Below are 21,883 nucleotides of genomic sequence, written 5' to 3'. Positions count from 1 at the left end.
GTGCGGATCCCGCACCGCCGGGCGGCGGGACGGCCCCGCACATCGCGGTGCACGGACCAGCGCTCTCGGGCTCGCTGCCCGGCGTCAGGCCCGTGCCCCGCGCTCGGGCTCCGGCTGCCACCAGCCGCGGCTGGCGGCGAGCACACCGGCCTGGAACCGGCTCGCCGCCCCCAGCCGGCCGAGCAGCGCGTGCACCCGGCGCTGCACCGTGCGGTAGCCGATCCCCAGTTGGCGGGCGATGGCCTCGTCCGGCATGCCCATGGCCAGCAGGGAGATGATCCGCCGTTCCTCGTCGTTGATGAACTCGTCCGGGCCGACCGACGCGGTCTTTCCCGGCATGTAGGGCTGGGCCTGCTCCCAGAGCGACTCGAAGAGGGTGGACAGCGCGTCCAGCAGGGCCGAGGGATGGACGAGAATGCACGCGTCCAGGATCTGCGGGGTGGCCAGCAGCGGGATGAGCGCGGCCTGGTCGTCCGCGATGATCAGCTTCATGGGTGCCTCGGGCAGGAACCGCACCTCCTCACCCGCCGCGATGTCGGCCTCCACCCGCGCCAGGGCCCCGGGCAGGCTCAGGGTGTCGTGGCCGTGGAGGAACCGGCTGCGCACACTGCGACCGGCGATGGCGGTGGCGGAGTTGACGCGTTCGCCGTCGCTCGCCTGGGCGTAGGGCGGCGCGTCGATGCCACGTATCTCCCGCTCGGCACGCTTGAACAGTTGCTGCCCGCAGCGGGCCACACCGTCGCGCCCGGTGACGACCTGGATCAGCGCGGTCGAGTCACGGCTGCTGCGGGCCTCGCGGTGCCGCTCGGTGAGCTGTTCGGTCAGCGCGCGCACCCGGTGGATGTCCCGCTCACGGGCGAGCAGGAGGACTTCCAGGGCGTGTTCGGGCGGCAGCGCCGTATAGGCGGGCGGGCTGCCCGGCAGCCGCGATATCAGGCCGCCGTCCTCCAACCGCACCAGGGCGGCACCGGCCACGTCTGGCTCGATGCCGGTACGGCGGCACAACTCCTCGACGGACAGTGGCGGGTTGTCGACCAGGATGAAATACAGTGCCTCGGCAGGCTGGTCCAGCCCGAGAACTTCCAGCATGGTCACCTCCGACCACAACGTAGCCTGCGGCACCTATGTGATTGAACAGCTGACGATCACTGATCACGTTGTTGGAACATCCGAGACACCGGGTGCCCGCCCGCCTGCCGCGACGAAGCGGAGGAATACCGGGCGGACTCGCCCGAAACACCTTTGGCCGGATCGCGGTCTCGGCGGAGCACCAGCGCTACGACTTCCGGCCACCCGCCCGCCGACCCGGCCACCTGCCCATTGATCCAGCCAACCGCTCGCCGGCCCGGCCACCTGCCCACCGACCCGGCCCCGGCCACCGACCCGGCCGCAGCCGCCGGGACGGCCCAGCGGCTCCGTCGGCGCGCACACGTTCCATGTCGTCGACCGGGACAACACCGATTCCGGTCCACCACCGCGGCGAGCGGACAGCGGACAGCGGACAGCGGACAGCGGACAGCGGACAGCGGAAAGCGAAAAGCGAAAAGCGGATGGGTGGGGCGGCCGGCGCGCACGGACCCGGGACACGGGAAAGTCGAGTGGTGCGGACAGTGCCTGGCACCCGGGCGGGAAAAGGCCACGGGCCAACGGTATTCGGACCGTCGAAGAATTCGAACGATTCGAACGTCGGTGGCGGACGGTGCGGGAGAATTTCCTCCAAGGGGTGCTCCGCCGATCGGATCGGTGGACACCGGAGCACCCCCCCGTCACGCCGAAAGCGTTCATCACCACAGGTCAGCGGATGGACCCACGGCAGCCTGCCCCTGGCCGTCACCGGCTGGTCGAGCAGGTCGAACGGTCACACCGGCACCGTCCCGGCCGGTCGGATCTCCCCGTTCCACGAGTGGGATCCCGCCCCGTCCTCGTCCTTCTTCCTATCCAGTCCCATAAGGAACTTTGGCCCCCGGGAAAAGAAAAGCCGAGCAAGTCGAAATTCCGTCAAGCAATGCGAGGGATGTTTTCCGGACTTCATGTCGCAGGGCAACCACGAAATCGTTTCGCCACATCTACGATCGCAAGCTATGACCGACATACCTCGGGACATGTCCGCCGACCGTGCGCGCTGGCAGACATGTGTCAAGCTCGCCCGTGAACTCCTCCTCGTCGGGTCCGACGGCGAGGACCTCAAACTCAGCTATCTCCACACCCTGATCGACACGGGACACCTCGGCCCCACCCGCCACCCGCGCAAGAAGATCCTCGTCATCGGCGCCGGTGTCACCGGCCTCGTCACCGGCCGATTACTCAAGGACGCCGGCCACGACGTCACCATCCTCGAAGCCAACGCCAGCCGCGTCGGCGGGCGCATCAAGACCATCCGCGCCACCGAGCACCACCAGCCCTTCGACGACCCCGCCCAGTACGCCGAGGCCGGCGCCATGCGGCTGCCCGACTTCCACCCGCTGGTCCTGGCCCTCGTCGACAAACTCGGACTCGGCCGCCGCCAGTTCTACAACGTGGACGTGGACCCCACCACCGGCAGCGGCTCCGACACCCCCGTACCGCCGGTGACGTACACCTCCTTCACCGGCCGGACCTGGACCTACGGCGACGAGAGCCCCGACTTCCGCGAGCCCGGCAAACGCGGCAACTCATGGATCCGCGCCAACCGGGTCCAGGTGCGGCGCACCGAGTACGACACCGCCCCCGAACGGATCAACGAGGGTTTCCATCTCACCGGGGACGAGGTCCGCGCGCCCGTCGTGAAGTTGGTCGACGACGCGCTGGAGAGCGTGCGCGACTACTACTCCGACGTCGTCGACGGCCGGCGCGTCAACAAGCCGTTCGACGCGTGGGTCGAGGGCTGGGCCCGGGTGATCCGCGACTTCGACGGCTACTCGATGGGCGGATTCCTGCGCGACTACGCCGGGTTGAGCGACGAGGCGGTCGAGGCCCTCGGCACCCTGGAGAACATGTCCTCGCGGCTCCACCTGTCCTTCTTCCACAACTTCCTGAGCCTCGGCGACATCAACCCCACCGCCCGCTACTGGGAGATACCCGGCGGCAACTGGCGGCTGCCGCACGCCCTCCACCAGGGTCTGCGCGACGAGGTGCAGCTCGGCCACCGGATGATCCGGCTCGAATACCACGACCCCAGCCGCGACGCCGACCCCGAGGGCACCGGTGCCGTCGGACCCGACGGGTGGGGCGTGGCCGTGCAGACCGTCGCCGAGGACAACCCCGCCGGCCCGACCCGCCTGTGGACCGCGGACCTCGCGATCGTCACCATCCCGTTCTCCGCCCTGCGCTTCGTCGAGATCGTCCCGTCGATGTCGTACAAGAAGCGCCGCGCCATCATCGAGACCCACTACGACCAGGCCACCAAGGTGCTGCTGGAGTTCAGTCACCGGTGGTGGGAGTTCACCGAGGACGACTGGCGCGAGCAACTCGACAGCATCGCACCGGGCCTGTACGAGTACTACCGGCAGCACACCGAGGCGGACACCGAACCGGCCATCACCCTCCCCGACCCGGAAGCCGGTCTGCTCGGCGCCGCCGCCAAGAGCGCCGGCGTCAGCGAGGAGATGCGGACGCTCAACCGCAGCATGCCGCTGCGCGGCCCCGCCGTCCGCCCCGCCACCCACTGCTTCGGAGGCGGCTCCGCCACCGACAACCCCAACCGGTTCACGTACTACCCCTCGCACCGGGTCGACGGCAGCACCGGCGGGGTGGTGCTCGCCTCGTACTCCTGGTCCGACGACGCCGCCCGCTGGGACTCCATGCGGAACGCGGAACGCTACGTCTACGCCCTGCGCAACCTCCAGGCCCTGCACGGCCGCCGCATCGAGGTGTTCTTCACCGGACTGGGCGCCACCAAGAGCTGGGCTCGCGACCCGTACGCCTTCGGCGAGGCCGCCATCTACACCGCGCACCAGATGACCAGCTTCCACCTGGACGTCTCCCGGCCCGAGGGCCCGGTGCACTTCGCCGGCGAGCACACCTCCCTCAAACACGCCTGGATCGAGGGCGCCCTGGAGAGCGCCGTCCGGGTCGCCCTCGCCGTCCACCGGGCGGCCCCCGTCACCGTCCCGGGCCCGGGACATGAGGAGGGTTCATGACCGGCCCGTGCACGGTCGGCCGCTACCTCGCCCTGCGGCTGGCCGAACTGGGCATCACCCACCTGTTCGGCGTCCCCGGCAACCATCTGGGCCCGTTCCTGACCACCCTGCGGGCCGAGGGCGACATCGAGTGGGTCGGCACCCCCACCGAGGGCGGCGCGGGCCAGGCCGCCGACGCCTACGCCCGCATCCACGGCGTCGGCGCGGCGGCGGTCACCTACAGCGTCGGCGCGTTCAACCTGCTCAACGCCTGCGGCGGCGCCTACGTCGAGCAGGTGCCCCTCGTCGCCGTCAACGCCTGCCCGCCGTACGAGCAGTGGCAGAACTACCGCGCCCTCGGCCTGCTCACCTCACACATGAGCCCGCGTCCGGAGAGCAACCTGGACGTGTACCGGCAGGTCACCGTGGACGCGCAGGTCATCTCCAACCCGGGCCTCGCCCCCGCCCAGATCGACGCCGCCCTCACCGCGTGCCTCACCGAGCGCAGGCCGGTCTACCTGGAGGTCATGGAGGACCTGTGGGACGAGCCCTGCGCCGAGCCCCGGGGCGCGATCGTCCGCGGCCAGCGGCCGTTCAGCGCACGCAACCAGACCATGCTGGACGACGCCGTGAGCGCGATCATGACCCTGATCGCGGCGCACCCCGGTCCGGACGGCACACCCCGGCCGATCCTGTGGGCCGGTGAGGAGATCGAGCGGTACCGCCTCGGTGATCCGCTCACCGAGCTGGTGGAGGTCACCGGCGTCCCGTTCTGCACCAGCCTCGGGGCGAAAGCGGTCGTGGACGAGGACCTGCCGCAGTTCCACGGCGTCTACAACGGCCGGGCCAGCCACCCGGACGTGCACCGGATCTTCAAGGACTGGGCCACCTGCCGGATCGGGCTCGGCGCCTGGACCACGTCGAAGAACCTCGGCGGCGAACAGAGCGTCGGCACCGACTGGGTGATGGCGGCGCACGGCGGCGTCAGCGTCGGCACCTCCTACTTCCCCGACGTCCAGCTCGACCGGCTGCTGCCCGCCCTCCAGGACGCGCTGGTCAAGGGCTACGGCCCCAGCGGGCTGGCCGCCGACTACTACGCCGAGGCATACACCCGCCGGCCCGCGGCCTCCGGTGTCCGCCCGGCGGGCCTGGCCGACCACCGTGCCGCCCTGCGTACCGGCGCCTCACCGTCCCGGAACGCCGAACGGCTCACCTACGATCGCGTGTTCGACCGGATCAACCACTTTCTCGGCCTGGAGACCCGGCAGAACTGGACCGTCGTCTCCGACGCCGCGTTCTCCCTCATCGGCTCGATGAACCTGTCCCTGCCCGCCGGCGGATTCCTGTCGCAGATCAGCTGGCTGTCCATCGGCTGGTCGGTGGGCGCGGCCACCGGCGCCGCACTGGCCCCCGAGCGGGGGCACGCCCGGCCCATGGTGTTCGTCGGTGACGGCGCCTTCCAGGAGACCTGTCAGGAGATCTCCACCCACACCAGGCTCGGGCTGCCGTCGGTGGTGTTCGTCATGGACAACGGACACCTCTACGGGATCGAACAGATGCTGGTGCACCCGTCCTACTACGCGAAGCCGGACACCGCGGACCCGAGTTCCGCGGACCCGGGTTCCGCGGAGCCGGACGGTGCCGAGTCCGACGATGCCGGCCCGGACGGCCCGGACTTCTACAACGTGCTGCACCCATGGCACTACGACCGTCTCGCCGATGTCTTCGCCGGTCCGAGGACCCCGGCGAGCGGGGTCAGCGTCGCCCGCACCGTCGAACTGGACGACCTGCTGGCCCGCCTCACCGACCCGGCAGACCCGGTCAACGCCGGACCGCTGCTGGTGCGCGTCCGGCTGGACCGGCACGACTACCCGCGCGCGATGGCGTACAAGGTGCCCGGCCGGGCCGCCGCGGCGCCCTTCACCACAGTCGAGGACCGCTTCACCACAGTAGAAGACCGAAGGGGCAGGTAATGGCTGATCTCAACGTGCTGATCGCGTTCGACGCGGCCACGATGGTCGAGCAGTATCCGAGCGCGTCCAGGAACCCGGACGCGCCGACCCTGGTCGACCAGCGGCTGATCTACATGACGACGCGCCACGACCACATCATCGGCACCTCGGGCGCCGAGCTGAACCTCCGGGCCGAACCGGGGGACACCATCCGGTGGCGGGAGACGACGCTGTCGCTCAACACCGACTACAAGGCCCTGCTGTACCGGTACGTGAGCAGCGACACCCAGCACCAGCTCATCCGGACCCCGGAGATCGAGGTGATCGACGGCGTCTACCCGATGCCGTCGGAGGGGACCGAGGGCAGTCCGCAGTTCGTGACGCAGACCTACCAGGACCACTACTGGCGGACCACCGTCCGGAGGGCGGGCAAGGTCGTGTACCACTTCTACTTCCAGGTACTGGACCGTCACCGGCAACTGAAGGGGTACTTCCAGTGGGACCCCTTCATCACCATCGACAACCCCTGACGGTCACGAGGTGAGGGTCGGCGGCCGACCCGGCCGCCGACCCGCTGCCGAGCGGGTCGGTGGCCGAGACGGTCCGCAGTTCCGCCGCGCTCGGCACGTTGCCGTGCGCGGCCGGACTCCCCCCGGTCCGATGACCTCGCACCGTGCCGCGAACCCGGCCGCCGTGGCCGTCAGCGGCACGGGCCGACCTACTATGGGGATCATGAGCCGTTGGCAGGAATTGACCGGGGGGACGTCCGGGCAGGACTACGCGGCACGGTTCGCGGCCCTCGCCCGTGGCGGGCAGGACGTGCACGGTGAGGCACGGCTGTGCGCCGCGCTCGTACCCGTCGGAGCGCGGGTGCTGGACGCCGGCTGCGGTACCGGACGCGTCATGATCCGGCTGGCGGAACTCGGGTACGACTGCGTCGGCGTGGATCTCGACGCGTCGATGCTGGACGTCGCGCGGCAGCAGGCGCCGGAGCTGCCCTGGTTCCAGGCCGATCTGGCGAAGTTCGAGCCGGACCGGCTCGGCATCGCGGCGGACTTCGCTCTCGTGGTCGCCGCGGGAAACATCTTCCCGTTGCTCAGCGCCGGCACCGAGGCGACGGTGGTCGAGCGCCTGGCCGCGGCCCTGCGTCCGGGCGGTCTGCTGGTCGCCGGCTTCGGCCTGGACGAGGCCCACCTGCCGGTGCCGCCCGGCATCACGTTGCCGGAGTACGACGACTGCTGCGCCGCGGCCGGTCTCACCCTCGTCGACCGCTTCGCCACCTGGGACGCCGACCCTTACGACGGCGGTGGCTATGCCGTCAGCGTCCACCGCCGGTGAGGACCCGCGAAACCCCTTGATCTCCTGCGCCACGGCGGGCGCCGCCGAACCGCGGCGGACCTCGCCCGGCCCGTTCAGCCCCGCGACCCCCTGAACGACGCCAGAACCTGTCGGGCGTGAGCCGACCACCTGTCGGCCTGTGCCGGGGCGAGCGTGGTGAGGTGTTCCTCCATCTCGCGGACGGTGCGGGCGGAGCCCGCGTGGTCGCCCCTCGTGGCCTGCCAGGAGGCCAGCGCCAGATGGGCACTGGCCCAGGTGTCCAGGTGTGCGGTTCTGCCCCGTTGGAGCACGAGGACGCGCCCGTGTTCGACGGCCAGCCGGAATCCGCGGGAAGCCGCACCGTCACGCCGGCAGTTCATCGAGGAGACACCCAGCAGCATCGCGGTCCGGGCGCACGCCTCGTGCACCTCGTCCCGCGGGTGGTGCCCGGCCAGCCACAGCAGGCTGCCGCACATGTCCTCCAGCGCCTGGGACACCTGCTCCGGCACCAGGAACGGCCGGTTTCCCGACATCAACTTGTCGCGGCGGCGGGCGAACGAGGCGAGCAGCCGGCGCAGGTGCCTCGGCTTGACGCCCCGGACCTCCGCCAGATCCGCGAGCCGCAGGTCCAGACCCCGCAGCATGAGCGAATGGGCGTCGGTGCCCAAGGACGCGGGGATCTTCGCGGCGTCGGGATCCAGGAGACCCTGCCAGCGGTAGTCGGTCTGCTCGGCGAACTGCCGCCGGGCGGTCGCCAGGGCGTGCGCCGCGCCGTCGAGGTCCCCGGACCGGTGCAGCGCGACGGACAGCGCACCGCGCAGCCGGGTCGCCTCGGCCACGAGGTCGGTGCGCCCACCGTCGATCAGGTGCTGGTAGTCCTCCAGCGCCCGGGACGCGAGGGGCAGCGCCTCGGCGACGTGGCCGAGGCGGACCAGACCATTGGCCCGGCGCTGGCGGGCGTCGGCGAGGCCCTGGAGGGAGCCCTCGCCCCGCTGGAAGAGGGATTCCGCCACGGTGGCGATGGTCTCGGCCACCGCCAACGCCTCCTCGTGCTCGCCCAGGTTGCCGAGCGCGGCGTTCAGCGTCTGCAGGCAGCCCACCCGGGACCTCTCGTCCTGCGGCCGGGTCGACGCACCCAGCAGGTCCAGCGCGGCCCGCGCCTGTCGGCACGCGAGATCGGGTGCCCCGCTCCTGCGGTGCAACACCGCTCGCCCGTTGCGGATCAACGACCCGACCAGGTGGGTGTCCGCGTCCTGCGCGGGCGCCGCGTCGAGGATGCGCTGCGCCTGGTCGAACTCCTCGGCGGCGGCTGCCGTGTCGCCGGTCTCCAGGAGGGCGGTGGCGAGTTTCTGCCGGGCGTCGGCCCGTTCGATGACGCAGCTCCGCTCGCCTTCGGCGGCACTGACCCGGTCCCAGACCTCGACGGCCCGGCGGGCCAGGGCGACGGCCCTACGAGGGTCCTCCAGTCCCCGGGTGAGGGTCGATTCGTGGTCGTGTGCCTTGGCCAGCTGACGGGCGTACTCCATCCGGCCGTCGCGCAGTACGGTCTCTTCCAGCACGGAGCGGGCCGACCGGTAGGCCGCGAGCGCCTCCTGGGGTCGGTCGGCATGCTCATGGCACTGCCCGGTCAGGAACAGGGCGTGCCCCAGCTCGCCGGCGAGGCCGTGGTGGCCCTGCTCGTGGACCAGGCGCTCGTACCGGTCGACCGCCTCCTGGGCGTACGCAGCCTTGTCCTGCGGGCTCTCGGCCGTACCGGCCCTGTTGAGACGGAGCCGCGCCCGGACCGCGTCCAGGTCGGGGCGGCCGGGGGAGACGGCGGCCTCGATCAGCTCGTCGGCCTCGCCCCACGAGGCAGCCGCCTCGGCGTGCCGTCCGGCCAGCTCAAGCGCCCCCGCCCGGTTCGCCAGTGCCATGGCCAGGCCCTCGTCCTCGCCCGCGGTGCGCATCTCGGCGATGGCCCGCTCGAACAGCCTCAGCCGCTCGCCCGGATCGGCCACGGCGTTCGCCTTCGTACCGAGGGCCATGCCCCGGATCGTCGCCGTCTCGGACGAATCCTCCATCGTGGCCGCCGAGTCGACGATCAGGTCACAGATCTCGATCGACTCGGCGGGCGAACCCGACAGACGCACGACGATCGCCAGGGAATGGAGCACCGAGAGCCGCAGGGCGCGGGCGTCCGCCGAATCGAGGCCCTCCAGGGCCCGAGCGCTCGCCCGGTAGGCCAGCACGGCCCCGGGCAGATCACCCAGGCCATGGCGGACCCGGGCCGACTCCGCGGTGATCAGGGCCCGCAGGTGGGCCGGATCGGGGGTGTCCGCGGTGTCGAGGACGCGAGCCGCCTCGGTCAGCGCCCGCAGGTCCTCCATTGTCTGCGAGGCCCGGCTGCCCCGGCCGCTCGGCCAGAAGCGGACGGCGTCCCCCGGGTCCCGGCCGGCCGCCCGATATGCCTGACCGAGCAGTTCCCGGGGGTCCCGCCAGGACGCCCCGCCGGGCAGTCGGCGCACATACCCGCCCGGGACGGCCGGCTGTGCGCCGCCGCTCGCCGACGTCCGGGACGGAAGCGGTTCGCCGTCCAGCGCGATGCCGCATTCCCGCGCCGCAGTCCGCGTCAGGTGGTTCGCCACCTCTCGCAGTGACTCCGGGCGGTCGGCCGGGTCCGGCCGGAAGCAGGAACGCAGGAGTTCGGCCACCCCGTCCGGCATGGCGACGGGCCCGCCGGTGCCGTTCTCCCCGTCCAGGAACATCTCCAGCGCGGCCCCGGCGACGGTTCCCGAGGGCCAGGTACGACCGCCGGTGAACATCTCCAGTACGGTCACCGCCCAACTCCACACGTCGGCCGGCCGGCCCAGCGACCGGCCCTCCGCCTGTTCGGGGGAGGCGTAACCGGGCGTGACGCCCTCGGCGACGGCCCGCAGCGCCTGCGGCTGCTTCTCCGGGGAGTCCGCCATCACCTGCCGCAGCACCGAGGCGAGGAGTTCGCCGGCGGCCTCGTCGATACCGTCGCCGGGCCGGGCGAGGGCTCGCACGACGTACTCGGTGCCGATGACGTCCTGGGAGTCCCGTTCGGTGATCGCCGCCAGTCCGAAATCGGTGATCCTCGCGGTGGCCCGCTCGGTGAGGAGTACGTTGCCCGGCTTCGTGTCGAGGTGGAGCAGGCCATGGGCATGCGCGGCGTCCAGACCCCAGGCGGCCTCCACGGCGACCCGCAGCACGGTGTGCAGCGTCCGCCGCGGATCACCTTCGTAGAGGCGGCCGTCCGCGATCCACTCGGCCAGGGATCCCCCGCCGACGTATTCGCTGAACACCGCCATCCCGTCGCCGACGGTCCGGGTGAAGTGGCACGGGGCGATGTTCGGGTGGGGCGGCAGGCCGATCCAGCGCTGCGCCTCGGTGAGGAAGCGGCCCTGTTCCACCGGATCGGCACGGCGCACGCGTTTGACCGCGTAGTGCTCCCCGGTGCGCCGGCTCACCACCAGGACCACCTCGCCGAACCCGCCGTGACCGAGCCGGCGTTCCACGACGAACTCTCCGAGGACCGTCGTCCCCTCCTGCCACGGTCCGTCACCGCCCGCTCGGGCGGTGGCGGACGACCGTCCGGAGCGTGAGCCGTAGGTCGGCATGAGCGAATCCTTCCGGGTGGGGAACGGAGGGGAGGGCGGCTGCCGCGGGTGGTCGCGGGCCCCGCCTACACGGCCGCCAGCGCCGCGCCGAACGCGGCGGCGGTGGGGAAGTGGATGCGCGGGGTGTCCCGCAGGGCGTCGTCCACCACGCGGGCCAGGCGCGGCGGTATCTTCCGCCCCCGTGCGGCCAGCGGCACCGGCGCGGTGTTCCACGCGGTCAGCCAGGGGTCGCGGCCCGGCGCGAAGTCCCGGGGGACCTGCCCGCTCAGGACGAAGTACAGCGACGCCGCGACCGCCCACACGTCCACATCGGGTCGGGCGTACTTGAAGTTGGCCACCTGCTGCCTGGGCATGAACGCGGGTGTCCCCGCCGACGCACCGGTGCGGGTCACTCCGCTCGCGCCGGCCAGTTCGTACGACTTGGCCAGGCCGAAATCGGCGATCTTGACCTGGAGGTCGCCGCTCCCGCCCGCCAGCAGGAGGTTGAGCGGCTTGATGTCGCGGTGCACGACACCGGTGACCGGCACCTCCCGCCCCTGGGCGTCCACGGCCCCCAGCGGTGCCGAGTGCGCGTACCGCAGGCCGTCGAGCACGTCGAGGAACAGTGCGACGGCCGTCTCCGCCGCCAGCGGACCCTGGCGGCGGACGAGGTGATGCAGGCTGCCGGACTCGCACAACTCCATGACGAGGAAGTACCGGCCGTCGGCGTGGCCGCTGGCCAGAGTGCGCACCACATGGGGGTGGACGAGGGCCTGAGCGGTACGCAGTTCCCGCAGGACGCGCGGGTCAGCGACGGGCGGAGCCGACGGCGCGTCACCACCGGAGCGCAGCACCTTCACGGCGCACCGCTCGCCGCTCGCCCGGTCGACTGCCTCGTACACCGCCCCCATCCCGCCGCGGCCCAGCGGCCGGCCGATCGCCCACCGGTCGAGGACGAACGGCTGGCTGGTCAGGTCCATCGGCGCTCTCCTTCGCCACGCGAATCGCAACCAACACCGCGATCCGCGCCGACTCGTATAGTAGGGGGACCCTCTTCCGGGCCGGGCCCATTCGCGAACAAACCCCGCGCCGAGAGGGGAACTCGGCGCACTGCCAGGGCGGTTCAGGGAGGACCAGGAATGTCCAGGGAGCACTCGGCGGATCCGTTCAGCACCTTCCTCAACGCGACCAACCGGCCGTCCGCGTCGCCGGGGCCGGACCAGGGGCAGTCCACCCCGCCCCTGCCGCCCGTCGCGACGTCGGTACTGCGCGCCCTGCTCGCAACGGCGCACGCGCAGGTCGGCCGGGTGGGCGGCGATCTCGGCCTCACGACGCTCCAGATCGCGGAGGCCGTATCGCTGCTGGTGCGCCTGGAGTTGGTGGCGGTCGGCCGGGACGGCACCGACGACACGATGGAACTCACCGCGAAAGGCCGGGCGTTGCTGGAGGAGCTGTAGCACCCAGGTTCGGCGGCCGACCGGAAGACGCAGCACCCGTTCGAGTACGCGGCAGGTGAGAGGGGCGCCAGATGCAGGACTTCGTGGCGGCGGGCGCGCTGGGAGCGCTGGTGGGAGGGGCGGAACTGGCGTCGCGCTATCGCGACCGCCCGTCGGCCCTGCTGGGCGTCGCCAGCGCGTGGCTCTACGTACTCCTCAACGCGGCGGCGAGCAGCGGGGTCCTGTGGGTCGTCCACGTCTTCGGCTGGAGGTTCGGGACCGCGTCCGCCGACCAGGCGGCGGCACTCCAGGTGCTCGTCTCCGGGCTGGCCGCCCTCGCCCTGTTCCGCAGCTCGTTGTTCACGGTCCGGGTCGGCGACCAGGAAGTCGGCGTCGGTCCCAACCTCATCCTCGCCATGCTCCTGGGCGTGGCCGACCGGGGTGTGGACAGGATGCGGGCCAAGGACCGTTCCCAGCAGGTCACCCGCGTCATGCGCGGAGTCCGCTTCGACAAGGCCCGCGTGGCCCTGCCGGCCTTCTGCCTGGCCCTGCTGCAGAACCTGCCCGAGCAGGAACAACGCGATCTCGCGGCGGCCGTCGAAGCGCTGGGCACCAGCGAGATGACGGACACCCAGAAGTCCTACGCGCTCGGTCTTCTCCTGATCAACATCGTCGGCCCCGAAGTGCTCCAGAGCGCCGTGGGCGCGCTCGCCGAGGAGATCAGCGAACCGGCGCCGCAGGCCGCCCGGACACTACCCCAGAGCCGTACGGGCACGGACTCGATCACCGCCTGAGCACGCGGGGGGGGGTGCCGAACCTCAGCCTCGAAGGCCGGTGTTCCCGCGGCGGCGCGTCCTGAGCGCGGCGGCCACGAACGACGCGACCACCGGTCGGCGGTCCTGCTCGTTCCAGGCCAGCACCAGGCGGCTGGGCGGCGCGTCGGTCACCGGGACGCACACCAGACCGGCTGGGACCGTTTCGACCAGCGAACGGGGCAGTACCCCGACCATCCGGCCCACCGCGATCATCTGGAGCGTCTGGGTCACGTCGGCGACCTCGGGACCGGTGCCGTCGCCCTCGGGTATTCCTTTTCCGCGGGGCAGCGTCTCACCCTCCAGGTCGGACATGAGCACCGAGGCCCGCCCGGCCAGCCGGTGCCCGGACGGGACGATGACCACGCGGTCCTCGGTGTGCAGCGTCTCGTGGGCCATGCCGTCGAGATCGTCGAAGGGTACGTAGAGCAGGCCGACGTCGGCCCGGCCGTCGCGCAGGAAGTCGGTGCGGTCGACGGGGCCGCTGAACAGGATGTCCACCCGGCGGGCGTCGGGCTGGTGGGCGTACTCGGCCAGGATCCCGGACAGCAGCCCGGCGTCGCCGCCGGGCTTGAGGACGAGCCGCAGGTGGGCCTGGACGGCACCGGCCCGCCGGGCTTCCTGGACGGCGGCGCCGACCGCGTTGAGCGCGTGCCGCCCGTGCTCCCGCAACGCCTTCCCGGCCGGGGTGAGCTCGACGTGCCGGCTGGAGCGGATGAACAACTGGACGCCGAGCCTGGTCTCGATCCGCCGGATCGCCTTCGACAGCGCCGGCTGGGCGATCGACAGCCGGACGGCGGCCCGGCCGAAGTGCAGCTCGTCGGCGACGGCGATGAAGTACTCAAGTTCCCGGGTCTCCAGCTCGATCATGCCTCCAGGTTATCGCTGAATATCGAACAGATCTTGGACACCGTCGGCGTACGCCCTCAAGAATTGACGCATGATCAACCACACGATGATTGTCTCCTTCGACCAGCCGCTGCCCGACAGTGAGCTGGATCAGTACCTCGCGGATATCGAACGGGTCATGCTCGACAGCGGTCTCGTGCAGTCGGTCGTGGCCCGGCGCCACCTTCCGATCCCCGGCGAGGAGGCCATTCCGGCGCTGGTCGCGACCGCGATCGTGCAGTTCGCCGTGGCCGACATCGACACGCTGACGAAGTCGTTCACCGCGCCCGGCCTGCACGAGCTCATCGAGCACTGGCAGGCGCGGCACCCGTACAAGGTCGCCTGGGCGAACCACGAGCGGCTGGCATGAGCGAGGTCTCCGGCTCCCGGAAGGTGGGACTGGTCACCGGCGCGGGCAGCGGGATCGGCCGGGCGACGGCGCTCCGGTTCGCCCGCGGCGGCGCGGCGGTCGCCGTGCTCGACATCGACGCGGGCACGGCGGCCGAGACCACCGAGATGATCAGGAGCGACGGTGGGGAAGCGCTCGCCGTCACCGTCGACATCGCCGACGAACACTCCGTGCGGGCGGCCGTCGAGCGCACGGTCACCGCGTACGGCGGTCTCGACTTCGCCGTGAACAACGCCGGGATGGCCTCCCACCACCGGCGACTCGACCAGCTGACCGCGGACGAGTTCGAGCGGGTGGTCCACGTCAACCTGACCGGGACCTTCCTGTGCATGAAGTACGAGCTGCCCCTGCTCGCGGGCGGCGGCGCGATCGTCAACATCGCGTCCAACGGCGGCCTGTACGCGATCCCGCACGCCCCCGCCTACGTGGCCGCCAAGCACGGCGTCGTCGGCCTCACCAAGGCCGCCGCGGTCGACCACGCGCCGGACGGCGTCCGGGTCAACGCCGTCTGTCCCGGTCCGACCCGCACTCCCGGGTTCGACGAGGTGGCGGCCGGCACCGACATGATCGCCCAGCAGGAGGCGATCACGCCGCTCGGCCGGCTGGCCGCGCCGGAGGAGGCCGCGGCGGCCGCGGTCTGGCTCTGCTCGGACGCCGCGTCCTACGTCACGGGGATCGCGCTGTCGGTCGACGGCGGCCGGCGGGCCTGAGGGACCGCGGCGCCGGGGGACGGTGATCCACGGGAGCCGGGCACGTACGCCGGCCACCGCGACCACGGGCTACCCGGGGTGATCGTGGGTGATCCGGGGTCACCGGCCGAGGCCGGGGCCGGGGCGACGGGCCACGGCCGCCGGTGAGCCGGCCGGTCGTCGCCGGATGGCCGCTCCACCCGGATCATGCCGGTGCCGCTCTCCCCAGGAGAGCGGCACCGGCATGATCCGTCGAGCCGTGGCGGCGCGTCAGTCCAGCGGTCCCGGCTCCGGCTCGCTCTGCCGCGCGGTCTCCTCGTGGCTGAGGAAGAGGTCGAAGCCGTCCTGCCCGGTGCCGTCCACCCGGACCGGAGCGGCCACCGGCGGGTAGCCGGAGGCGACCAGCGTGTACTCGGTGCCGGCCAGATCCGGGAAGGAGTACTCGCCGTCCTCGCCGGTGGTACGGGTGGCGACCACGCTGCCCGCCGGGTCGAGGAGCGCCACCCGGGCGTCGGCCAGCGGGGTGCCGTTCCTGCCGCGTACGGTGCCGCGCACCACGGCGGCCGGGGCGAGGAACACGTCCTGCGCGGTCGCGGTGTCCCCGACGGTCAGCGCGAGGGCGGTGGGCCGGTGACCCTCGGCGCTCACGGTCAGGACGTACTCCCCGGCGACCAGGTTGCCGAAGCGGTAGCCGCCGTCGGCACCGGTGATCGTGGAGTCGGCCACCTCTCCGTACGGGTCGGTGGCCACCACCAGGGCGCCGGCCACCGGCTGGTCGCCGGAGCGTACGGAGCCGGCCAGGCCGCCGTTGCCGGTCAGCACGAGGTTGTACTCAAGGGAGAAGTCGCCCACCGAGAGGGTGGCCACCTGCGGCTGGCGTCCGGTGGCCGAGCCGACCAGGACGTAGGAGCCGGCGGTCGGGACGTGCACCGCGTAGCGGCCCAGCGAGTCGGCGGTGGAGCGGCCGAGCTGACGCCCCGTCGGATCGATCAGGGTGACCACGGCACCCGGCACCGGCGCGCCGCCGCCGTAGGTCGACACCTGACCGCTGACCATCACGTCGGTCGAGACCGGAAGCGGCATGGTGCTCGTGGTCCCGGGCTGGGCGAGGGGCTCGGCCGCGGCCGGTGCGGTGCGCTCGGGAGCGGCGCCGGCGGACTTGCCCACGGCCTGCATCTGCGCCATGGGGCTGCCCTTGCGGTAGAGCGTCACCGCGAGGAGGGCCGCGGCGACGAAGAAACCGGCCGCCCACCAGTAGGAGGTGGCGTAGCTGTGCAGCGCGGCGTTGGCCTGCACCAGCGGAGTCACCGGCAGATGGTGCTTGATGTAGTCGGTCGCCGAGGACGCCGCCAGGGTGGAGAACAGCGCGGTGCCGATGGAGCCGCCGACCTGCTGCATGGTGTTGATGGTCGCGGAGGCGACACCCTGGTCCTGCGGGGCGACACCGAGGGTGGCGAGGCTCATCGCGGGCGGCATCACCATGCCGATACCGGCGCCCATGAGCAGCAGGGGCGGCAGTACGTCCGCGGTGTACGTCGAGTGCAGACCGAGGCCGGTGAGCCAGACCAGACCGCCGGCCGCCAGCAGCGCACCGACCGGGACGATCGGCTTGGCGCCCAGCCGCGGGACCAGCACGATCGTGGCCAGCTGGGCGAACACCATCAGCATCCCGATCATCGGGAGGAAGGCAAGACCGGTCTTGACCGGCGTGTAGTGCAGTGTTTCTTGCAGGTAGTAGGTCAGGAACAGGAATATCCCGAACATTCCCGCACCGGTGACGAACACCGAGAGGAAGGAAGCCGCCCGGTTCCGGTCGGCCAGTACGCGCAGCGGCAGCAGCGGATGCTTGGCCCGGCTCTCCCGGACCACGAAGGCGGCCAGCAGCACGACACCGGCGGCCAGGAACGTCCAGACCATCCAGTTGCCCCACGGGTGGGTCTCCGCGTTGGCGAAGCCGTACACGAGGGAGAACACACCGCCCGCGGCGAGTACCGTGCCCCACAGGTCGAGGCGCGGGCTCTCGCTCTTGGAGGGGCGGCGGATGAACACGGCCGCGCCGACCACCGCGAGGACCGCGATCGGCAGGTTGACGTAGAGGGTGTACCGCCAGTTCAGGTGCTCGGTCAGCACACCGCCCAGCAGCAGGCCGACCGCGCCGCCGCTACCGGCGATCGCACCGTAGACACCGAACGCCTTGGCGCGCTCCTTGGCATCGGTGAAGGTCGTGGTCAGCAGGGACAGCGCGGCGGGTGCGAGCAGCGCGCCGAACACGCCCTGCACCGCCCGGCCGATGATCAGCATCGTCAGGTTCTGCGAGGCACCGGCCACCGCGGACGCCAGGGCGAACCCGATCAGACCTATCAGCAGGGTGTTCTTGCGGCCGAAGAGGTCCGCCAGCCGCCCGCCGAGCAGCAGCAGGGAACCGAACGCCAGCGAGTAGGCGGTGACCACCCACTGCCGGCCGTCGTTGGAGAAACCCAGGTCCTGCTGGGCGGACGGCAGGGCGATGTTCACGATCGTGGAGTCGAGCACCACCATCAGCTGGGCGAGGCCGATCACGGCCAGCACCAGCCAGCGACGCTGGGAGTGGTGGTGTTCCGCACCGTGGGCTGACGAGGACCTGGCCGGTGCGGCGTCGGCGCGCGCGTCGACAGAAGTGGATGACATGTGTGAGGTCCTCCGGAGTTACAGAGTCAGTTGCGAACGAGCACCGGAAGGACCACGGTGTCCAGGAAGTGCTTGAGGTAGTCGGTGTCGGCTTCGCATCGCTCGACGAAGGGCCGGGCGAAGACCGCGCCCACGAGCATGTGCGGGAGGTAGAGGGCCGTCGGGGAGTCCGGCGCGATCTCGCCCCGGGCCACGGCCCGCTCGACGATCTCCCGCAGCATCCGCAACTCCGGCTCGATGACGGCCTCGTGCAACGCCTCGGCCAGGTCGGGGTTCTTGTGCACGGCGGGAGCGATGACCTGGCTGAGTTCGACGTCCTTGCGCGCGCCGGTGAAACGGCGGGCCAGCTCATGGAGGTCGCCCGGCAGCGAGCCGGTGTCCAGGCTGCTGAGATCGAAGGGTTTGCAGTGCCGGAGCGCCGCGGCGACCAGTTGGGGTTTGCCCTGCCACTGCCGGTACAGCGTGGCCTTGCTGCAACGCGACCGGGCGGCGACGGCGTCCATGGTCAGCGCGTCGTAGCCGGACTCGCGCAGCTCGTCGAGAACGGCGTCGTAGAGTTCACCCTCGCGCTCGGGGGTGAGCCTGCTCCGGCGGGGTGCCGCCTCCGTCCTGGCGGCTGCCCGTATTGCGCCCATCCGACGACACCTCGCTTCCTCGTGTCCAGGGGCTGTCGATCCATTAACGGATCGAAACTGTTTCGTACTCGTCGAGCGTAGGTTCCCGATGAGTGAAATGCAAACAATCGTCTGGCTCCGGGGAGGGCGCACGGGAGCAGAAGGGGGCCCACACGTGTCGCGGTGGCGGACGACCGCGCGCACGGGGCCCGTGTTCTCCGGTTCTTTGCGGGTCGTGCGCGATCGGAGAGCGTTCGGAGAGCGTTCGGAGAGCGTTCGCTCAGGGTGTCCGCTCTCACACGTCGCCGCTCCCGTCCGGGCGGCCGGTGCCTGGGGGAGCCGCTCCGGCCACCAGGTTTGCCGGCGTCCCCACACCTTCGGTCCGGACCTCCATCCGGTCGCCGGCAACCGGTGGCCGCACTCCGGCGGGGCCGCCGGTGAGCGGGACATCGCCCCTGCGAAGGGCGATCCGGCGGGTGACGAAGAACAGCCGCGCACCCACGTAGGAGACCGTGTCCGCGGTGGACACCTCCTGGACCCCGGCCGCCCGCCACCGTACGCAGCCGCAACGCTCCGGCGTCGAGTGCCACGATCCCGCGCCCGGCGTGTGCGGCGCACCGGCGTGCCGACCCGACTGGGGCACGGGCGCCGCCGCAGTTACCCGGCGGCGCCCGTCCTCCTCAGTCCTCCACCCACATCCTGCGGACGTAGGCGTCGCGGTCGTCCAGCAGACCCGCTTCACGGTCCGGCTTGCGGACGATGGTGCCGCCGCCCTTCTCCAGCATCACGATCGAGGCGAGCAGCAGGCCGCGCAGCAGATCGTGCATGAGGACGTTCCTGGTGGCACAGCAGGTGTCGTACAGGCCCTGCGTGAACGCCTGGAACGTGCTGATGTCGACGTCGGCGCCCCCGCGTTCGTTGGGCGTCAGGCCGGTGGGCAGTTCCAGCAGTTCGCCGGCTCCTCGGGCGAGGGACACATAGAGTTTTCCCACCTTCAGCGCCGGGTCCCAGAGCGTCCTGGTCCGGTCGGCCGTCTCGAATTCGTAGCTCAGTGGTCCCACCTCAGTCTGATGTCCTCGTCAGGGTACTGCTCGCGCAGATGCTGGATCCGCGCCTCGACCGCAGCCCTGAACCGTGGATCGATGTTCGAGTGGGTGTAGCGGAAACCGATCGGAGCGTTCGCGTAGTACTCGGGGAGCTGCCTGCGTGCCTTCAGGTACTTCTCGAACTTTCCGTCGATGTTCTTGAGGATCCAGTCGTCGGTGGCGTAGAACGTGTCCTTCAGTTCCCAGAGGACGTCGTCGTCGAAGTGGTCGATGTCGGTGATCTTGTTGCCGGTCTGGGGGTCGAAGACGTCGTAGTTCTCCATCCCTTCGAGGCAGCCCTTGCCGACGCCCGCCGCCGACGTCGCGAGCGAGGCGGACGACACCGGCGCCGTGAAGGAGGCGGACGACACCGGCGCCGCGAGCGAGGAGTTACTGACGATCCGGCAGCCGCGCCGCAGCAGCTTCAACTCGTCGTAGACCCGGTCCAGCGTCTTCAGTTTGGCGCCGATCAGGACGTCCACGGCCAGGCTGCCGCAGTGTTCGAGGTCCTTGTTCTTGAGGCACGCCTCGTACTCGCCGAGTCCGGTCAGCTCCTTGGTGACGTTCCACAGGGCCTCCGCGGCGTCGCCGAACTCCTTGCCGTGCGCCAGCAGGTCGCAGTACACCTCCTGGTGCTGGCACCAGCGGGCGAAGCCTTCCGGGTCGCAGGGGATGTAGCCCTGGCCGCAGCGGTACATCTCGCGGGCGCGGGCCCCGTCGTCGTTCTTCGCCTTCTCCTTGGCCTCCACGGCGGCCTTGCGCCGTGCCTCCGCCTCCTCCCGGTACTTGGTGACCGCGATGGTGAACGCCTCGGTGGCCGCCTTGACCGCGGCGTCCGCGTCCTTGCCCGCCGCGATCGCCGACGCGTACGCCTGGTCGGCGTAGTACGACGCGTTGGCCGCGGCCCCCTGCGCCACCTCCGAGGACAACGTGGCGTCGGCGGCCGACCTGGCGGCGTCGGACGCGGAGACATCGGCCCGGTTCGCGGCGTCACGGGCGGCCTTGGCGGAGGCCGCCGCGCTCGCCGCGGAGACCTCGGCGTCCTTGGCGTAGCCGTCCGCCTGGTCGGCGTAGGTCCGCGCCTCGGCCGCGGAGGCGTCGGCCTTCCGCGCCCACTCGGCGGCCTCGGCGGCCGCGTTGCGCGCGGTCGCGGCCACCTTCTGGGCGGTGGCGGCGTTCTGCTGCGCGGTGGCGGCGACCTTCGCCGCGTCCGCGATGAGCTTCTGCACCTGAGCCACGTGGGTGGCGGTGAGGTCGTCCTTGCGCTGTGCGGTGTACTGCCCGGAGACGATGAAGGCGTGCAGCGCCTGCGGTGAGCCCTCCAGCGCGATGCGCGCCGCCGACTTCACCTCGGGGGTGCCGCTGTCGATCAGCTGCGCCGCCCGGACCCGTTCGTCCTCGGTCCTGGCCGTGTCCTGCGTCTTCAGCAGGAACGCGCTGAACTTCCGGGGATCGCCCGTGGCCAGGGCGGCGCGGCCGGCCTCGGTGAGGACGGGCCCGGCCCCGGACAGCGTCTGCGCGATGGCGACGCGCATGTCCTCACCGGCGACCTGGTACTGGCCGGTGCCGACGAACTCGGTGACGGCGGCGGCGTCACCGTCGAGGGCGGCCTCGGCCGCGGCGCGCACCGTCCCGCTCTCGCTCTCCTCGGCGAGGCGCTCGACGTAGGTACGGTCGTCCTGCTGCCGGGCGTCGTCCCAGCCGGCGCGCAGCCAGTCGAGGACGATGCCGTCGGTGCCACCCAGGGCGGCCTCGGCGGCGGAGCGTCCCCACGCCGTGCCGTTCTTCATCACCAGCACGGCCAGTGCGCGGCCCTGCCCGGCGACGGCCGCGAGGTCGGCGCCCGGCTCGGCGGCCTCGGCCACCAGCCCGTCGCGTTCGCTCTCCCGCTCCCGGGCCGCCTGCTCCCGCTCGGCCTCCTGGGCCGCGGCGGCCTCGTACGCCTCCTTGTCGTCCTTGGCCAGTTCGATGCCCGCGTTGGTCCGGCCGAGCAGTTCCGCCGCCTCGACCTCGCGGGCGATGGTGTAGATCTCCTGGGCCTTCAGCACGGCCGCACTGGCCGCGTTCGCGGCGGCCGTCGCGGCGTTGGCGTGCTCCGTCGACCTGGCGGCGGCCTGCGCGGCGTCGCCGGCGTGCTCGGCCGCGTCGTCGGCGGCATCGGCGGCGTTGTTCGCGTGCGTGGCCGCCGACCTGGCGGCGTCGCGGGCCTCGCGGGCGGCCTTGGCCGCCTTCCGGGCCAGCGCCTCCGCGGCGCCGGCGGCCCGGTCGGCCTCGGCGGCATGGCGCCGGGCGGCGGCGGCCGCGGCGCGGGCCTCGGC

17 protein-coding genes and 1 pseudogene are annotated in these 21,883 nt (G+C 71.7%); 8 read left to right on the top strand and 10 right to left on the bottom strand.

Translation table 11 applies throughout. The features are described from left to right. Positions 1-84: 84 nt before the first annotated feature. Positions 85-1,089, bottom strand: a complete 1,005-nt coding sequence (locus ACFC09_RS43915) for a helix-turn-helix domain-containing protein (RefSeq protein ID WP_376538432.1) — start codon at positions 1,087-1,089, stop codon at positions 85-87. 992 nt (positions 1,090-2,081) lie between these two features. Between ACFC09_RS43915 and ACFC09_RS43910 the strand changes: the two genes are divergently transcribed. The 4 genes from ACFC09_RS43910 (at position 2,082) to ACFC09_RS43895 (ending at position 7,387) form a co-directional block, all read left to right on the top strand. Continuing rightward, the gene (locus ACFC09_RS43910; protein ID WP_376538430.1) at positions 2,082-4,118 is read left to right on the top strand and encodes a flavin monoamine oxidase family protein; all 2,037 of its coding nucleotides are present in this window, start codon (positions 2,082-2,084) and stop codon (positions 4,116-4,118) included. After that, positions 4,115-6,070 carry a thiamine pyrophosphate-binding protein gene (locus ACFC09_RS43905; protein WP_376538428.1) on the top strand — a complete coding sequence of 652 codons (1,956 nt, stop codon included), beginning with the start codon at positions 4,115-4,117 and terminating at the stop codon, positions 6,068-6,070. Before ACFC09_RS43910 ends, ACFC09_RS43905 begins: the two co-directional genes overlap by 4 nt. Next, positions 6,070-6,579 carry an inclusion body family protein gene (locus ACFC09_RS43900; protein WP_376538426.1) on the top strand — a complete coding sequence of 170 codons (510 nt, stop codon included), beginning with the start codon at positions 6,070-6,072 and terminating at the stop codon, positions 6,577-6,579. Before ACFC09_RS43905 ends, ACFC09_RS43900 begins: the two co-directional genes overlap by 1 nt. Before the next feature lie 202 nt (positions 6,580-6,781). Next, positions 6,782-7,387, top strand: coding sequence for a class I SAM-dependent methyltransferase (locus ACFC09_RS43895; RefSeq protein WP_376538424.1), 606 nt, complete (start codon positions 6,782-6,784; stop codon positions 7,385-7,387). A 74-nt stretch (positions 7,388-7,461) separates the two neighbouring features. On the opposite strand, the gene ACFC09_RS43890 is transcribed toward ACFC09_RS43895, so the two are convergent. Next, positions 7,462-10,986, bottom strand: a complete 3,525-nt coding sequence (locus ACFC09_RS43890; protein ID WP_376538422.1) for a protein kinase — start codon at positions 10,984-10,986, stop codon at positions 7,462-7,464. 65 nt (positions 10,987-11,051) lie between these two features. Then, on the bottom strand, positions 11,052-11,945 hold the full coding sequence (locus ACFC09_RS43885) for a serine/threonine-protein kinase (protein WP_376538420.1): 894 nt from the start codon (positions 11,943-11,945) through the stop codon (positions 11,052-11,054). Positions 11,946-12,104: 159 nt separating this feature from the next. Between ACFC09_RS43885 and ACFC09_RS43880 the strand changes: the two genes are divergently transcribed. Both ACFC09_RS43880 and ACFC09_RS43875 read left to right on the top strand, forming a co-directional pair. Continuing rightward, positions 12,105-12,422, top strand: a complete 318-nt coding sequence (locus ACFC09_RS43880) for a hypothetical protein (protein WP_376538418.1) — start codon at positions 12,105-12,107, stop codon at positions 12,420-12,422. A 71-nt stretch (positions 12,423-12,493) separates the two neighbouring features. Then, positions 12,494-13,195 carry a hypothetical protein gene (locus tag ACFC09_RS43875; protein WP_376538416.1) on the top strand — a complete coding sequence of 234 codons (702 nt, stop codon included), beginning with the start codon at positions 12,494-12,496 and terminating at the stop codon, positions 13,193-13,195. A gap of 24 nt (positions 13,196-13,219) precedes the next feature. Here the strand turns inward: ACFC09_RS43875 and ACFC09_RS43870 are convergent, their stop codons facing one another. Then, the gene (locus ACFC09_RS43870) at positions 13,220-14,083 is read right to left on the bottom strand and encodes a LysR family transcriptional regulator (protein WP_376538414.1); all 864 of its coding nucleotides are present in this window, start codon (positions 14,081-14,083) and stop codon (positions 13,220-13,222) included. A gap of 70 nt (positions 14,084-14,153) precedes the next feature. On the opposite strand from ACFC09_RS43870, the gene ACFC09_RS43865 reads away from it, so the two are divergent. Next, on the top strand, positions 14,154-14,471 hold the full coding sequence (locus ACFC09_RS43865) for a hypothetical protein (protein ID WP_376538412.1): 318 nt from the start codon (positions 14,154-14,156) through the stop codon (positions 14,469-14,471). Then, positions 14,468-15,220, top strand: a complete 753-nt coding sequence (locus ACFC09_RS43860; RefSeq protein WP_376538410.1) for an SDR family NAD(P)-dependent oxidoreductase — start codon at positions 14,468-14,470, stop codon at positions 15,218-15,220. Before ACFC09_RS43865 ends, ACFC09_RS43860 begins: the two co-directional genes overlap by 4 nt. A 249-nt stretch (positions 15,221-15,469) precedes the next feature. On the opposite strand, the gene ACFC09_RS43855 is transcribed toward ACFC09_RS43860, so the two are convergent. The 6 genes and pseudogenes from ACFC09_RS43855 to ACFC09_RS43830 all read right to left on the bottom strand — a co-directional run. After that, positions 15,470-16,255, bottom strand: a complete 786-nt coding sequence (locus tag ACFC09_RS43855) for a collagen binding domain-containing protein (RefSeq protein ID WP_376538434.1) — start codon at positions 16,253-16,255, stop codon at positions 15,470-15,472. 129 nt (positions 16,256-16,384) lie between these two features. After that, a pseudogene (locus ACFC09_RS43850) lies at positions 16,385-17,866 on the bottom strand (MFS transporter); the annotation flags it as partial. A gap of 26 nt (positions 17,867-17,892) precedes the next feature. Beyond that, positions 17,893-18,501, bottom strand: a complete 609-nt coding sequence (locus ACFC09_RS43845) for a TetR/AcrR family transcriptional regulator (RefSeq protein WP_376538407.1) — start codon at positions 18,499-18,501, stop codon at positions 17,893-17,895. 274 nt (positions 18,502-18,775) lie between these two features. Continuing rightward, positions 18,776-19,009 (bottom strand): hypothetical protein, encoded by a 234-nt coding sequence (locus ACFC09_RS43840; protein ID WP_376538405.1) that lies wholly within the window; start codon positions 19,007-19,009, stop codon positions 18,776-18,778. A 151-nt stretch (positions 19,010-19,160) separates the two neighbouring features. Then, positions 19,161-19,541 (bottom strand): DUF6086 family protein, encoded by a 381-nt coding sequence (locus ACFC09_RS43835; protein WP_376538403.1) that lies wholly within the window; start codon positions 19,539-19,541, stop codon positions 19,161-19,163. Beyond that, the coding region (locus ACFC09_RS43830; RefSeq protein WP_376538401.1) for an ALF repeat-containing protein at positions 19,529-21,883 on the bottom strand (2,355 nt) is incomplete at its 5' end. The genes ACFC09_RS43830 and ACFC09_RS43835, both read right to left, overlap by 13 nt.

The organism is Streptomyces sp. NPDC056161 (assembly GCF_042268025.1).
Classification (GTDB): Bacteria; Actinomycetota; Actinomycetes; order Streptomycetales; family Streptomycetaceae; genus Streptomyces.
Note: the sequence above shows the minus strand (reverse complement) of the source record. Positions and strands in the feature narration are given on the sequence as shown.